Origin of the sequence: Paraburkholderia sp. J11-2 (genome assembly GCF_905220185.1) — a bacterium.
In the GTDB taxonomy this organism is placed as follows: Bacteria; Pseudomonadota; Gammaproteobacteria; order Burkholderiales; family Burkholderiaceae; genus Paraburkholderia.
In genome coordinates this window covers 1-13,757 of the sequence record NZ_CAJMYY010000063.1, presented here as the reverse complement: position 1 = coordinate 13,757, position 13,757 = coordinate 1, and the positions used below count along the sequence as shown (strand labels likewise).

14 protein-coding genes and 1 pseudogene are annotated in these 13,757 nt (G+C 65.4%); 3 read left to right on the top strand and 12 right to left on the bottom strand.

All coding sequences use genetic code 11. From position 1 onward, the window contains the following. Window positions 1-110 precede the first annotated feature (110 nt). Entirely contained in the window at window positions 111-341 is a 231-nt protein-coding gene (locus U5A57_RS40935) for a hypothetical protein (RefSeq protein ID WP_321918004.1), read from the bottom strand. 140 nt (window positions 342-481) lie between these two features. Here U5A57_RS40935 and U5A57_RS40930 point away from each other — a divergent pair, with 140 nt between their 5' ends. Then, complete coding sequence (locus tag U5A57_RS40930; RefSeq protein WP_321917998.1) at window positions 482-919, top strand: hypothetical protein; 438 nt, start codon at window positions 482-484, stop codon at window positions 917-919. 64 nt (window positions 920-983) lie between these two features. Here U5A57_RS40930 and U5A57_RS40925 read toward each other — a convergent pair whose 3' ends face one another. The 5 genes from U5A57_RS40925 to U5A57_RS40905 form a co-directional block, all read right to left on the bottom strand. Continuing rightward, on the bottom strand, window positions 984-2,027 hold the full coding sequence (locus U5A57_RS40925; protein WP_321917996.1) for an ABC transporter permease: 1,044 nt from the start codon (window positions 2,025-2,027) through the stop codon (window positions 984-986). 4 nt (window positions 2,028-2,031) lie between these two features. Further along, the gene (locus U5A57_RS40920) at window positions 2,032-3,060 is read right to left on the bottom strand and encodes an ABC transporter permease (protein WP_321917994.1); all 1,029 of its coding nucleotides are present in this window, start codon (window positions 3,058-3,060) and stop codon (window positions 2,032-2,034) included. A 44-nt stretch (window positions 3,061-3,104) separates the two neighbouring features. Beyond that, window positions 3,105-4,706: a sugar ABC transporter ATP-binding protein gene (locus U5A57_RS40915; protein ID WP_321917992.1), complete on the bottom strand. Its 1,602-nt coding sequence runs from the start codon at window positions 4,704-4,706 to the stop codon at window positions 3,105-3,107. 14 nt (window positions 4,707-4,720) lie between these two features. Beyond that, a complete protein-coding gene (locus U5A57_RS40910) occupies window positions 4,721-5,755 on the bottom strand; it encodes an ABC transporter substrate-binding protein (protein ID WP_321917990.1) in 1,035 nt (344 codons plus the stop codon). A 186-nt stretch (window positions 5,756-5,941) separates the two neighbouring features. After that, window positions 5,942-7,036 (bottom strand): LacI family DNA-binding transcriptional regulator, encoded by a 1,095-nt coding sequence (locus U5A57_RS40905; protein WP_321917988.1) that lies wholly within the window; start codon window positions 7,034-7,036, stop codon window positions 5,942-5,944. 198 nt (window positions 7,037-7,234) lie between these two features. On the opposite strand from U5A57_RS40905, the gene U5A57_RS40900 reads away from it, so the two are divergent. Further along, window positions 7,235-8,257, top strand: coding sequence for an aldose 1-epimerase (locus U5A57_RS40900; RefSeq protein WP_321917987.1), 1,023 nt, complete (start codon window positions 7,235-7,237; stop codon window positions 8,255-8,257). Between the two features lie 15 nt (window positions 8,258-8,272). On the opposite strand, the gene U5A57_RS40895 is transcribed toward U5A57_RS40900, so the two are convergent. Further along, window positions 8,273-8,584, bottom strand: a complete 312-nt coding sequence (locus U5A57_RS40895) for a hypothetical protein (protein ID WP_415766509.1) — start codon at window positions 8,582-8,584, stop codon at window positions 8,273-8,275. 216 nt (window positions 8,585-8,800) lie between these two features. Here U5A57_RS40895 and U5A57_RS40890 point away from each other — a divergent pair, with 216 nt between their 5' ends. Continuing rightward, a complete protein-coding gene (locus U5A57_RS40890; RefSeq protein ID WP_321917986.1) occupies window positions 8,801-10,159 on the top strand; it encodes an MFS transporter in 1,359 nt (452 codons plus the stop codon). A 67-nt stretch (window positions 10,160-10,226) separates the two neighbouring features. Here the strand turns inward: U5A57_RS40890 and U5A57_RS40885 are convergent, their stop codons facing one another. The 5 genes and pseudogenes from U5A57_RS40885 to U5A57_RS40865 form a co-directional block, all read right to left on the bottom strand. Continuing rightward, on the bottom strand, window positions 10,227-10,580 hold the full coding sequence (locus U5A57_RS40885) for a DOPA 4,5-dioxygenase family protein (RefSeq protein ID WP_321918000.1): 354 nt from the start codon (window positions 10,578-10,580) through the stop codon (window positions 10,227-10,229). Between the two features lie 86 nt (window positions 10,581-10,666). Then, window positions 10,667-11,443: an ATP-binding cassette domain-containing protein gene (locus U5A57_RS40880; protein ID WP_321917984.1), complete on the bottom strand. Its 777-nt coding sequence runs from the start codon at window positions 11,441-11,443 to the stop codon at window positions 10,667-10,669. Next, window positions 11,440-12,414, bottom strand: coding sequence for an ABC transporter permease subunit (locus tag U5A57_RS40875; RefSeq protein WP_028209006.1), 975 nt, complete (start codon window positions 12,412-12,414; stop codon window positions 11,440-11,442). Before U5A57_RS40875 ends, U5A57_RS40880 begins: the two co-directional genes overlap by 4 nt. 19 nt (window positions 12,415-12,433) lie before the next feature. Further along, entirely contained in the window at window positions 12,434-13,414 is a 981-nt protein-coding gene (locus tag U5A57_RS40870; RefSeq protein WP_321917982.1) for an ABC transporter substrate-binding protein, read from the bottom strand. Between the two features lie 183 nt (window positions 13,415-13,597). Continuing rightward, window positions 13,598-13,757: pseudogene (locus tag U5A57_RS40865) on the bottom strand (threonine ammonia-lyase, biosynthetic); the annotation flags it as partial.

The following is a 13,757-nucleotide window of genomic DNA, read 5'->3' as shown; positions in this document are numbered from 1 at the left end:
GGCGAAGGGGGCGAATCTTAGCGCCACGAGCGCGCGCCCGCAAGCCCTTTTTCATCGACTCAAGCGAAAAGAGGCGCAGTGCGCCCCTTCTCACTGAACGCCACTAGCGCTCATGACTTCGGATCGGCCTTCGCCGGCGGGTCGAACATCGCCTTGCATGGCGGCGAAAGCTCATCGTAGTGCTGCTTCATACACGCTGCGATCTTCTGCTTGTTAGGAATCGCGCTCGCGCAAAAGTGGAATGCATCGCCACGGCATGCGTGTTCCTGCTCGTCGCGCGTTTCGCCGCTGCTCGCAATCGCAAACATCAGGCACGCCAGCAATGCGCCCGCTTTCATCATGCGATCGAACGGTTTGCTCATGGCGTTCTCCTCGTGATGAGTAGTCCGGCGTCATCCTGCAAGCGCTATTCCCGGCACGTCGCTTGCAGCACTGCCCTCACTTGCCACGATGAGGCGCTGCTCTCACGCAGCGAAACGCCATGAATCTACCGATCACCAGGATACTCGCGCTTTGCTCGGCTATTGTCATACCAGGCGTCCCCCTGGCCGCTCATGCGGACGACAGTGCAAGCCCCTGCGCAGCGCTCAAGCGTATCGTCGCGGCTGCACCGCAGCATTTCGCTGCATTGAGTCCTGATGACGGACGCGCCGTCGCGCAGCCCTATGGCGACGACGCGCAATGCGCAACGAGCGGCGGGAGTTTTCAGTGCGTCTGGAGCGCACGAGACGCTGGGTCGGGGACCAATGCACTCGAAGGCGTGGGGGCCGACATCGCCTCATGCCTTCCCGACGCAACCCACGACGTGAACGCGCCAGGCCGTCAGCACTTCTATCTGGGACAGCGCGGCAGCCGGACCGAGATCACCGCACAGACCGATGGCTCAACGCGTGTGAAGCTGAGCGTCTCCCATCAATAAACCTAGCCCGAAGCCGAATGGGTTCGACAACGCATGCGAAACCGGCAGATCAAGACGCCATCCACTAAGAGCCCGCGGCCGCGCGCCGCCGCGTCACGCCTGCAGTTCGCGCGGCGCCATGTCGGCGCCCAGTCAGCACGGTCTGCACAATCACCGCGGCAAGCAGGAACGCGCCGCTCGCGAGGTTCTGATAGTAAGGGCTCAGCGTGCCGACCTGATTGATCACGTTGTCGATGACACCGAGCAGCAGCACGCCGGCCAGTGGTCCGGCCATCGTTCCCACGCCGCCCGTGAGCAACACGCCGCCGATTACGGCCGCGGCGATCGACTGCAATTCATAGCCAGTGCCCGCTCCCGACAGCCCCGAGTCCAGATGCGAGGCCAGCAGCGCCCCAGAGAGGCCGGCCAGTGCACCGGACAATCCGTAGGCGAGTATCTTCACCCGCTCCACGCGTACGCCCAGCATGCGCGCCGCCTCTTCGTTGCCGCCGATCGCGAAGATCGCGGCGCCAAAGCGCGTGTGGTTGAGGAGCGCGCCCCCGAGCGCATAAACGATCACCAGCACCCAAATGAGATTGTTGACGCCCAAGATCGAGCCATTGGCGATGCGCGCGAAGAAACCTGGATTGGCGATGAGCAGATCCTGGCTCGCGAGCACGAGCGCGAGCCCCTTGAGCCCAAGCAACGCGGCGAGCGTGACGATGAACGGCGCCATGCGCGCGCGGGCGATCAACACGCCGTTCACCAGACCCACGACGAATCCGGCAGCCACCGGCGCGAGCAGCGCGGCGCCCCACCCGTAAGGCGCTGCATAGGCGGCCAGGACCGTGCCGAGTCCGACCATCGACCCGACGGAAAGATCGAATCCGCCCAGGATGATGACGATGCTTTGCCCCACGGCCACGAGCCCGAGAAACGCGCCGTTCGCGGCGATGTCGGCGAGATTCGCGGGGCGCAGGAAGTCGGGAAATACCATGCCGGCCACGAGCGCGACAACCACGAGCATCGCGATCGCCCCGCGCGACTGCACGAGCGCGATCAGTTGTGCGCGCCGGTTCGCGCCCGGAGCGGCGGCGGTTTGCGCCGCCGATTGTGTGGGCTGTTGCATCGCTTCAGCCTCCCGAGCGTTGCAGGTAGAGCGCGACGACGATGAACACCGCCTTGAGGATCTGCGCGTAAGTGAAACTGATGTTGTTCATGATGAAGCTCGCGTCGAGCACCTGAAGCAGCAGCACGCCGAACACCGCGCCGACGATCGAGATGCGTCCGCCCGAAAGCGGCGTGCCCCCGATGACCGAGGCGGCGATCGCATCGAGTTCGAAGTTCACGCCAACGTAGTTGGGATCGGCAGCGCCAAGCCGCGACGAAGCGAACACGCCGGCGAGTCCGGCAAGCGTGCCGCTCACCGCATAGACGAGAAAGAGCGTACGCCGCACGGGAATGCCCGCGAGGAACGCAGCACCGCGACTCGCGCCCACGAGGATCGCGTAGCGCCCGAAGGTCGTGCGCCGCACCACGAATGCCACCACGACCGCGAGCCCGAGCGCGATCAGCATGACAATGGGCAGTGGGCCAACCGCGCCCGCGCCGAGCAGATCGAACGCCGGGGTGTCGGGCAGATTCACGCGTGAGCCGCCCAGCAGCGCCTGCGCGAGCCCGCGTGCGGCGACCAGCAAGGCAAGGCTCGAGATCAGCGGATCGATGGCGAGCAGCGCCACGAGGAACCCGTTGCACAAGCCGACTACGGCGCCCACCGCGACCGCGCCCACGAGCGCCGGTCCCACGCCATACGGCAGAAACACGGCGATCGACGCGCTGGCGAGCGCCATCACCGATCCCACGGAGAGATCGATGCCACGCGTCGCGATCGCGAGATTCTGGCCAAGCGCGATCAAGACGATCGGCGCGGCCTCGAACAGCAGGCTGCGCGCCGCGAAGGGATTCGAGAAGCCAGGCGTGATGATCAGATTGAAGACCACGAGCGCGGCAAGCGCGAAGTACACGCTGTGCTCGCGCAGCACGTTACGCCAGGTGTGCATGCGCGACGCGGCGCCGGGCACAGGCGAGACGGAGCGGTTCGAGGAATTCGAAGGATTCGCGGGGCTCAAGCTTGCCTCGTTCGATTCAAGGTTGGTCGCCATCGGAGCAGTGGTCGTGGATTGTGGCGGGGTTGGTGCGGGGTTGCTCACGCAGTGCCGTCGCCGTGGTCAGCGCCATCGCGAGTTCCAGCACCGGCCAGCACGGCGAGCACGTCGTCGGGGTGAGCGCCGGCGGTTGGCATGCCGCCCTCGGTCGCGCCTTCGTTGAGCACGACGAGGCGGTCGGTCAGCGCAAGCAACTCCTCCATCTCGGACGACGTGACCACCACCGCAAGCCCCTCCCGCGCCAGGTCCTGCACGACGCGATGTACCTCCTCCTTCGCCCCGACATCGATGCCGCGCGTGGGATCGTCGAGCAGCAGCACCGTCGGGCGGGTCGAGAGGCAGCGCGCAATCAGCGCCTTTTGCTGATTACCACCCGAGAGCGTCGTGATGAGCGCGCCGGGACCGGCCGTCTTGATGCCGAGCCGTTCGATCGACTCGCGCACCACCTGCGCCTCCTTCGCCCGCGAGATGAAGCCAAAGCGCGATATGCGCGGCAGCAGGCTCGCGACGATGTTCTCGCGCACGGAGAGACTGGGAAAGATGCCTTCCGCGCGGCGGTCTTCGGAAAGGAAAGCGAGACCGCGACCGATCGAGCGCGCCGGGCTCGCATGCGTGAGCGCGCGGCCCGCGATATCGACTTCGCCGCCATCGGCCTTCTGCGCGCCGAAAATCGTCTTGAACGTTTCCGTGCGGCCCGAGCCGAGCAGGCCGGCAAGACCGACGATCTCCTTGTGAGCCACCCGTAGCGACACGTCGCGCACGCGATTGCCCCACTGCAAATGATCGACGGCCAGCGCTGGCGTGGCATTGGCATCGGCGTCGGCATTGCCCGAGTGCTCGGCCCACGCATGCTCGCCCGCGCTTTCGCGACCCAGCATGGCTGCGATCAATGCCGTGCGCGGCAGTTCTTCGGGCGTGCCCGTGCGGACCACGGCGCCATCGCGCATGACCGTGAAGCGATCGCACAGCCGGTAGCATTCGGAGAGCCGATGACTCACGAACAGCAGCGCAATGCCCTCGGCGCGCAGGCGATCGACGACTTCGAACAGGACGTCCACTTCCGCACCGCTCAGGGCCGAAGTGGGCTCGTCGAGGATCAGCACGCGCGCGCCCAGCGAAACGCCGCGCGCAATCGCCACCATCTGCTGCGCGCCGAGCCCGAGCGAACCGAGACGCGCGGCCGGGTCAACCGCAAGCCGGTAGCGCTGCACGATGTCGGCGGCGCGCTCGAGCATGCGCTTCCTGTCGATCAGGATGCCGAATCGTTTTGGTTCGTGGCACAGAAAGATATTGTCCGCCACGCTGCGCTCCGGTATCAGGTTGATCTCCTGATACACGGCGCACACGCCTGCCCCTTGCGCCGCGCGCGGACTGTCGAACGCGACGCCCGCGCCGTCGAGCGTGAGCGCGCCCGAGTCGGGCTGATGAAAGCCGGTGAGGACCTTGATCAGCGTGGACTTGCCCGCACCGTTCTCGCCCACGAGGCCGTGCACCTCGCCCGCGCGCAGCGTGAGCGAGACGTCGCGCAGCGCGCGCACCCCGCCGAAGGTCTTCGAAACGCCGTGCGTTTCGAGCACGGCGCGCGGGGTGGCCGTAGCGGGATCGGCGCGATTGGTGCGATTGGCGGGGACGCTCGTCGTCATCGTGCAGGCGCGGCTCAGTAGACCTTGCCCTGCGCGAGCGACGGCTGCGCGTTGGTCCGGTTGAAGAGCGCGTCGTCCATGATCTGCTTTTGCGGCACCGGCTTGCCGGCGAGATAGTCTTCCAGCGACTTGAAGGCGAGCGGACCGAAGCGCGGGTTCGTCTCGACGTCGGCGGCGACGATGCCGTTCGAGATATCCGTGACGATCTCCTTCGTGCCGTCGATCGAGACGATCTTCACGCCGTTGAGCTTGCCGGCCTGGCGCAGCGCTTTGATCGCGCCGACCGTCATCGTGTCGGCGTGGGTGTAGACGGCGTTGACGTCCGGGTGCGCGAGCAGGATCTGCTCCATCACCTTCTGCGCCTCGGTCGTCGACCAGTTCGCGGTTTGCGCGGCGACGATCTTCATGCCGGGATAGGGCTTGAGGCCGTTCGCGAAGCCATCTGTGCGCTGGCTTTCCACCGTGTTGCCGTAGCCGCCCTGGATCTCGGCGATGATCGCGTTGCCGCCCGTGGCGTCGGCCAGCGCCTTCGCCGCGCGCTCGCCCTGCTTGTAGAAGTCGGAGCCAAGGAACGTGATGAAGTCGTCGCACACCGTACCCGCTGTCTGCCGGTCGATCGTCACGACGGGAATGCCCTTCGCGCGCGCCTGGGCGAGCGCGGGCTGCAGGCCGGTGGAATCATTGGGCGCAATGATCAGCGCCTCGGCGCCCTGATTGATCATGCTTTCGATATCGGCGACCTGCTTGGCCTGATTGGCGTTCGCGTTCGTATAGAGGAGGCGCTTCACGCCGGCTTCCTTCGCCGCCGCGCGCACCGAGGCGGTTTCGGTCGCCCGGAACGGGTTCTGCTCATTCTCCGACTGCGAGAACCCCACCACCATGTCGCTGAGCTTCTTGCCGCCCGGCTTGGGATTCGTGCAGCTCTCGCTGGAATTCGACTGGACCTTTTGTGCGCCGTTGTCGGACTGCGCATAAGCGCTTGTGGCGAATGCGCTCGCCAGGCAAAGACCGGCGGCAATGAGGGCGGACTGGATTCGTTGATGACGCATGGCTGTCTCCTGTCGGCCGGAGTTAGCGCTTCAGCGCTTACTCCGGCCCCATGCAAGGCGTTGAATGACACGAACGGCGCAGGCCACTGGCCCCACCGCGGTTTTTTTGTCTTTCTTGTTTCATTGGGCAGCGCACCAGACCCGGCACCAAATAATTACGGCCACTGCTTCAACTAATATTACCAGTCAATTTTCTGAGATATTAATGAGGGTATTCACGGGGGAGGGGGAGGCGGGGCCGGGCGCGCACACCGAGGCCCGTTCGATGAGTGGCCCGTCGAGCTTCACGGTGCGGTGGCGCACCGGCGCGCCGGCGCTGCGGTTCTGCTCTTCCTGCAGCAGCGTCTCGACGGCCCAGCGCCCAAGCTCGTAGTTGGGCAGCACGACAGTGGTGAGCGGAGGATGGGTGTGGCGCGCGATTTCCTGGTCGTCGTAGCCCATGATCGAGACGTCTTCGGGCACGCGCAGCCCGAGTTGCTTGAGCGCCTCGATTGCGCCGATCGCCGTCAGATCGTTGGCGCAGAAGATCGCCGTGGGCGGATTCGGCTCGCGCATGAGCGAGAGCGTGAGCTCGAAACCCTTGCCGGAGCTCCAGTCGCCGTCACGCACGAGGCGCTCGTCGAACAGCAGATCGGCGGTCGCGAGCGCCTGGCGGTAGCCCTTCAGGCGGTCTTTCGCGGCGTCCTGCCAGGTTTCGCCGTTGATGAAACCGATACGCCTGTGTCCGGCCTCGATCAGGTATTCCGTGGCCGTATGGCCGCCCGCCACTTCGGCCGGCACGACCGAAGAAAGCGCGTGATCGGACGCGTAGCAGTTGAGCAGCACCGCCGGCACCTTCAGCAGCGCGGGCGGCACCGTGACCTTGCGCGTGTACACGGTCGCGTAGATCACGCCAAGTACGTTCGGCATGGCAAGCGTTTGCAGGACCTGCTGCTCCATCTGGGCGTTGCCGTGCGTCGAGAACACCGCGAGCAGACAGCCGTTGTTCCAGGCGGCGTCGCGCGCGCCGTCGATGCTCACGACGGGGTGCGGGCTCGTCGACACTTCGTCGGCGAGATAGACGATGAGATTGCGCTCGCCCGCCGGGGCGGGGGTCTGCACCGCGCGGATCGGCAACTGGTAGCCCAGCGACTGCGCCACTTCGTGCACCTTCAGGCGTGTCGCCTCCGAGAGCTTGGCGCCCACCGCGCCGTTGAGCACGAGAGAGACCGTGGATTGCGACACGCCCGCGGCCTTCGCGATGTCGGTCATGGTCGGGCGGCGTTGCGTCGATTTTTTCATCGGATGTGAGGGGGACTGCGGAAGGGCTGCGCGGCGCGGCGGCGCGCGCTCGGGGCCGCGCTGTTGGCCCGAAGCGTAGCACTAATAATTTGGACCATCAATTGGCGTATGTCACCATTTTATGGATTCATCATCGGCAATTTCAACGCCTATATTATTCTTTATTAGTAATAAAACCATTCGCCGGAGAATGCTCATTTGACTGCCCGACCGAACCCCTCGCCGCCCCCGGAACTCGCTTTCGACGCCGCCGCGCTCGACGACGGTCAACTCGTCACGCTTGCCCATGGCGATGCGCGCGTGCTCGTCGCGCCGCACGTGGGCGGCTCGATCGCCGCGTTCTACGACACTCCCGGCGGGGCTCCGGCGTCACACTGGCTGCGCCCGGCCACGCGCGCTGCCATCGACGCACGCGACCCGCTCGGCATGGCGAGCTTTCCGCTGATGCCGTACTGCAACCGCATCCGCGACGGACGATTCCGCTTCGAAGGCGAGATGATCGACTTACCGAGCGGCACCGGCGCGCTGCGCCACGCGCTGCATGGCCACGCCTGGCGGCGGCCCTGGACGGTCGAGGCGCAAACGGCCGCTACGCTCACACTGCACTTCCTGCATGAGCCGCACGAAGCGCATGAATCCCACGTTTCGCGCAAAGCCGATTCCCACGCCGGGACCGGCTGGCCGTTTCGCTACGAAGCGCGCCAGCATCTCACGCTCGACGCCAGCGGCCTCACGGTGCGCCTGTGGGCCCGCAACCTGGCCGCGCGGCCCATGCCGTTCGGCCTCGGCCACCATCCGTACTATCCGCGCCCGCCTGGCACACGCATTGCCGCGCGCGTGCGCGCCATGTGGGAAATCGACACGGAAGTCCTGCCGGTTTCGCTCAGCGCCCACCCGGCCGTCGACGCGCTGCAGGCCGGCCTGATCGTCGACGACTTCGATCTCGACAACAACTTCTCCGGCTGGCGTCGCGAGGCGGTCATCGAATGGCCGCACGAAGGCCGGCGTCTCGCGCTGCGCGCGAGCACGCCGCTGGACTTTTTCGTGGTCTTCTGCCCGCCCGGTTTGCCATACTTCTGCGCTGAGCCTGTCAGCAATACGACGGACTGGCTCAATCTGCGCCACGAAGGAACGGTGAAGCGTATCGACGTGGGCGGCACCGTGCTCGCCCCCGGCGAAACGCTCGAAGCCCAGCTTGCCTGGCAACCCGAGCGCACCTGAAGCGGAGTACAGCTCTCACATGCCCGCACCGTTTCGCACGCCCGCCAACGGCGCGCCGTAGCCGCCCGCCTCGGCGTTATTCGGGTGGCCGTTCGCGAGTTGCCCGCGCGGATCGGTGGGGCCGACCGGCATCTCGCCGGCCTGGCGATTGCCATGGGTCGGGTACTCGCTGCCGGGCTGCGCATTGGGCATCAGTGCGAGGCTGTTTTGCGGCGAGCGCAGGTTGTCATTCGGCGCCAGTTGGGCAACGGCATAGCCGGGCGCGCCTGCGAGCATTGCGCAAGCCATGAGGCACGGCATGGCCGCGTGGGCGAAGAAAGGCTTCATCGGGTACTCCTTGTCGCGCAACGCGACACGCTTGCAGCACGCGCATGCTCGCCGTGCTGCTTTCAGGCTAGCAGACAGACGCCTGCCGCGCCCAATGACGCTCTCCTGCAAACACCGCGCAGCGGTTACTATTCGAGGTTGTAAGGCAAACCAGAAAAAGCGGCTCGCCATAGCGGGCCGATACAACGACAACCTCAGTCGACAGGAGACAAAACCATGGACCAGCCGCGCGCCGTCGACGTCCAAACCTTCCTCAACGAACATCCGTTTTCGCCGTTCCAGTGGTTCATCTTCGCGATGTGCTTCGTCATCGTCCTGCTCGACGGTTTCGACACGGCCGCGATCGGCTTCATCGCGCCTTCGCTGCTCGGCGAATGGGGCATCGCCAAGCCCGCGCTCGCACCCGTGCTGAGCGCGGCGCTTTTCGGCCTCGCTTGCGGTGCGCTCGCGTCCGGGCCGCTCTCCGACCGGCTCGGGCGACGCGCCATGCTGGTCGGCTCGGTGCTGCTGTTCGGCGTGACCTGCCTCGGCTCGGCGTTTTCCACCAGCATCGGCGAACTCACGTGGCTGCGCTTCATTACAGGTGTCGGCCTCGGCGCCGCCATGCCCAATGCGGTCACGATGATGGGCGAGTACTGCCCCGACCGGAACCGCGCCACCGTGATCAATCTGATGTTCTGCGGCTTTCCGCTCGGCGCGGCTTGCGGCGGATTTCTCGCGGCATGGATGATTCCGCACTTCGGCTGGCGCAGCGTGCTCGTGCTCGGCGGCGTGACGCCGCTCGTGCTCGCCGTGCCGCTCTTCCTGCGCATGCCGGAATCGGTGCGCTACATGGTGGCGAATAACCGGCCCGCCGAGCGTATTCGCGCCGCGCTCGCCCGCATCTCGCCCGACGCCGCCAAAGCGCAGGTGTTCACGATGACGGAGCACGCCCCGCAAACTGAAAGCAAGGGCCTTGGCGTCGTGCTTTCGCCGATGTACCTCGTCGGCTCGGTCATGCTGTGGGTCGCGTATTTCATGGGGCTCGTGATCTTCTACGCGTCGATCAACTGGATGCCGCTCCTGCTCAAGGACTCCGGCCTCACGGCCTCGAGCGCCACGCTGATCTCGGCTCTCTTCCCGCTCGGCGGTGTGGGCGCAGTGCTGAGCGGCATGCTGATGGACCGCTTCAACGCGAACCGGATCATCGCCGCGTGCTACGTGCTGACGGCGGTTTCGGTGTGGCTCATCGGCCAGGCGGCGGGCAGCGTGGCCCTGCTCGTGCTCGTCGTATTCGTGGCCGGCGTGCTGATGAATACGGCGCAATCGTCGATGCCCGCGCTCGCCGCCGCGTTCTACCCCACCCAGGGACGTGGCACCGGCGTGGCCTGGATGCTCGGCATCGGCCGCTTCGGCGGTATTGCGGGTTCGTTCCTCGTGGCCGAGCTGACGCGCCGGCACTTCACGTTCGCGGGCATTTTCGCGACGGTCGCCGTCGCCGGTCTCATTGCCGGCGCGGCGCTGCTGATCAAACAGGCCGCGCGGCCGCAGGAGAGCGGATCTGCGGCGGCAAAAACGGAGTCATTCGGGCACTGAAGCCCGCGTGAGGGTCGGGCATTGCGCCTTGCCGCCGGGCTTGCGGGCGGCGCAATGCTCGCAACAATCAGCCGCCGAGCGCGCCGAGATTGAGCGTGTGCGAATGGCCGATCCACACGGCGGCATCGCGATGGTCACGCAGGGCATCGGTCGTGTTCGGATGCACGAACACGTCGAGTGCGCCGTGATTGAGCGTGAGCCATTCGATGACTGTCATGAAGCGCTCTCGCGGTATGGCGAGCTGATACGACCACATTGGATGCGGCCCAACCGGGCGTTCGTGAAAACGGCCAATTTGCACGATCTCGCCGAAGCGGGCTTCAATCGCCTCGCGCAAGGTCCATGCAGCGTCGCGCGTAGCCGCGTCGAAATAGACGTGCGCGTGCCAGCTCGTTATATCGGCGGGATCGAGGTAGTTCATGGCGGGAGCAGGACTGCGGTGATGGTTCGATCCGACATTGTCCATCGAATGCGCGCGCGGCGCAGGCAAACGCACCACGCAATGTATCAGTGCGCGCCGTTTGAGTACGTGTCGCCCACCATCAGCCGCACGATCTCATCGCCATCGGTTTCGGCCACGCGCCGCTCGCCCGCCACTTCGCCGCGCCGCAGCACGACGATGCGCTCAGCCACGGCGAAAATATCGTGCAGGTTGTGCGAGATAAGAATCACGGCCACGCCCTGGGCCTTGAGTCCGCGAATCAACTCCATCACCTTGCGTTGCTCGGGAACGCCGAGCGCCGCGGTAGGTTCGTCCATGATCAGCACGCGCGCGTTCCAGTAAATCGCACGCCCTATCGCGATGGCCTGGCGCTGGCCGCCCGAGAGCATTTTCACGGGGCCCGTGAGCTTGCGCGACGGAATCACGATATCGAGTCGCTCGAGCACTTCGCGCGCCACCTCCGCCATGTGCGGCCGGTCGATCACCTGCAAGCCGAGTCGCCGTCGCACGGGCTCGCGGCCGAGAAAAATGTTGCTGCCCACGTCGAGATTGTCGGCGAGCGCGAGATCCTGATAGATGGTTTCGATGCCCTGCGAACGCGCGTCCTGCGGATCGCGCAATTGCAGCGGGCGTCCATCGAAGTGCAAATCGCCCGCATCGGCGCGATAAACGCCCGAGAGAATCTTGATGAGCGTGGACTTGCCAGCGCCGTTGTCGCCCGCAAGCGCAAGCACTTCGCCCGGCATGAGGCGCAGCGAAACGCGCTTGAGCGCCTCCACGCCGCCAAAGCGGATCGACACGTCGCGCGCCTCCAGAATCGGCGTGGCGCTCGCGCTGCTCATTGCGCGCCTCCGAGCCGATCCTTGTACTGGTCGATCAGCACCGAAAGAATGATGACGATGCCGACCACGATGAATTGCCAGAACGCGTTGACGTCGATGAACACGAGCCCGAATTCGATCACGGCGATGATGAGCGCGCCGATCAGCGTGCCGATGACGTTGCCGGTGCCGCCAAAGAGACTCGCGCCACCGATCACGACCGCCGCGATCGAATCGAGCAGCATGGGTTCGCCCGCATTGGCTGCGCCCGCGGCGAAGCGTGCCGTGTAGACGATGCCGCCCACCGCCGCGAAAGCCGCCGCGATCAGATAGATCGCGAACAGATGGCGGCGCACGTTAATGCCCGCGCGCACCGCCGACTGCGGATTGCCGCCTATTGCATAGGTGTACTGGCCAAAGCGCGTTTGCGAGAGCACAAAGTGCATGATGACGAGCAGTACGGCCGTGAGGATCACGGGCGTCCAGCCGCTGCCGAGCCACGCGAGCCCGGGATTGTTGACGGAGACGGTCATGCCGCTGCCCGCGGCGAGAAAACCCACGCCGCGCGCGACGCCATACATGCCGAGCGTGCCGATGAACGCGGGTACACCCAGGCGTGCGATGAGGACGCCGTTCACGAAGCCCGGAATCAGGCACACGAGCACCGTGAGCGGAATCGACATCAACAAGATCCACGGCGACTCGCCGCCGGGAATCGTGAACTGCGCCACGCACACCGCCGCGAGCCCCATCACGAAGCCCACCGAAAGATCGATGCCTGCAGTGATGATCACGAAGGTCTGGCCGATGGCAAGCAAGAGCGGTGCGCTTGCCGCGAGCCCGATCGACTGCAGGTTGTACGCGTTGAACACGAACGACCGATGCGCGGAGATGCGCGCCCACGCCTCGAAGAAGACAAGCAGCGTGCCGAGAAAGAGCCACGGCCAGACCTTGCTGACGAGCGCGAGCCTGTCGAGTCGTTTGTCGTTCATGTGGCTCTGTTCGCGTGCCTTAGTTCGAATAGATGTACTGCTTCATCTCCGGCTTGTCGATGTTCGACTTGTCCAGCACCACGAAGCCCGTGCCCTTGTAGATGGGAATCTTCTTGCCGTGGATGGCGTCGCCGGCGAACTTCACGGCTGTATAGCCCATTTCGTCGGGAAGCTGCGCGATGGCGATATCGACGAGGCCGCTCCTGATCTGCTCGTCGATGCCCGGCACGGCGTCGAACACCACGACCTTCACCACGCCCTGCTTGCCCGCGTTCTTCACGCCTTGCGCCGCGCCCGCGCCCGAGAACGTGTTGGCGCCGAACACGCCCGCGAGATCGGGATTGCGCGCGAGCACCGCCGCGACGTGCGAAGCGGCGCGATTGGCGTCGTCCTCGTTGTATTGCGTCTCCAGCACCTTGATGTTGGGGTGCTTCTTCATCTCCTCCATGAAACCTTGCGCGCGCGCGTCGGTGCTGGAGATGCCCGGCTTGTTGTTCTCGCAATAGACGGTGCCCTTGTCGCCAATCGCCTTGGCGAGCGAGCGCGCCGCTACCCGGCCACCTTCCAGGTTGTCCGAAGCGATATAGGAGAGCGGGAAATCGGCGTCGCCCTTGCCGGTTTGATAGTGGCCATCGCCAATATAGGTATCGACGGTGATGACCTTGATGCCGGCGTCGGCGGCTTCCTTGAGCGGGCCAATGAGCTGCTGCTTGTCGACAGGCGAGACGAGCAGCACGTCGGGATGCTTCGCGATGAAAGCCTTGAGGATCGGCACCTGCTCCGTGGTGTTCCAGGCCTTCGGCACCTGGAACAGCAACTGGATGTTGTCTTCCTTCGCCGCGCGCTCCGCGCCGCGATGCATCGTGAAGTAGAAGGGATCGGTGACGCCGGGCAGCAGCGCAACGACGGGATGCGCCGCATCCGCGTGCGCCAAGCCGGGCAGCGCGCCGGCGACCAGCGTGGAAAGAGCCATCAGACAGCCAAGAGCGATGCGCAACATGTTTGTCTTCCTCCAGGTGAGTCCGACGCACGGCGCCCAATCTTCCCGAGGCGACCACGCCCGGCAGCAGTGGCTCAGTATACTGACGCGCACTGCCGCGGGGCCTGGTGTTTTCCTGCACTTTCTTCGCTGTTTATGCGCTACAGATGCAGACGTCCCGATTGGTGGGACGACTGACTATTTTCATTGCAGGAACAACCGGTACGCCGGATTGCTCGTCTCTTCCCAATGCGGATAACCGAGCGTGGCGAGGAAGCGGCGGAATTCGGCGTCCTCGGCTGCGGGCACCTGGATGCCCACCAGAATCGAGCTGTAGTCGGCGCCCTGATTGCGGTAGTGGAAC

Bases quoted from the DNA above. Each gene is read 5' to 3' on its own strand.
- U5A57_RS40875 (WP_028209006.1), bottom strand. From the start codon at position 12,414: ATGAACGACAAACGACTCGACAGGCTCGCGCTCGTCAGCAAGGTCTGG.
- U5A57_RS40885 (WP_321918000.1), bottom strand. From the start codon at position 10,580: ATGAACTACCTCGATCCCGCCGATATAACGAGCTGGCACGCGCACGTC.
- U5A57_RS40870 (WP_321917982.1), bottom strand. From the start codon at position 13,414: ATGTTGCGCATCGCTCTTGGCTGTCTGATGGCTCTTTCCACGCTGGTC.
- U5A57_RS40890 (WP_321917986.1), top strand. From the start codon at position 8,801: ATGGACCAGCCGCGCGCCGTCGACGTCCAAACCTTCCTCAACGAACAT.
- U5A57_RS40910 (WP_321917990.1), bottom strand. From the start codon at position 5,755: ATGCGTCATCAACGAATCCAGTCCGCCCTCATTGCCGCCGGTCTTTGC.
- U5A57_RS40880 (WP_321917984.1), bottom strand. From the start codon at position 11,443: ATGAGCAGCGCGAGCGCCACGCCGATTCTGGAGGCGCGCGACGTGTCG.
- U5A57_RS40895 (WP_415766509.1), bottom strand. From the start codon at position 8,584: ATGAAGCCTTTCTTCGCCCACGCGGCCATGCCGTGCCTCATGGCTTGC.
- U5A57_RS40915 (WP_321917992.1), bottom strand. From the start codon at position 4,706: ATGACGACGAGCGTCCCCGCCAATCGCACCAATCGCGCCGATCCCGCT.
- U5A57_RS40925 (WP_321917996.1), bottom strand. From the start codon at position 2,027: ATGCAACAGCCCACACAATCGGCGGCGCAAACCGCCGCCGCTCCGGGC.
- U5A57_RS40935 (WP_321918004.1), bottom strand. From the start codon at position 341: ATGATGAAAGCGGGCGCATTGCTGGCGTGCCTGATGTTTGCGATTGCG.
- U5A57_RS40930 (WP_321917998.1), top strand. From the start codon at position 482: ATGAATCTACCGATCACCAGGATACTCGCGCTTTGCTCGGCTATTGTC.
- U5A57_RS40920 (WP_321917994.1), bottom strand. From the start codon at position 3,060: ATGGCGACCAACCTTGAATCGAACGAGGCAAGCTTGAGCCCCGCGAAT.
- U5A57_RS40905 (WP_321917988.1), bottom strand. From the start codon at position 7,036: ATGAAAAAATCGACGCAACGCCGCCCGACCATGACCGACATCGCGAAG.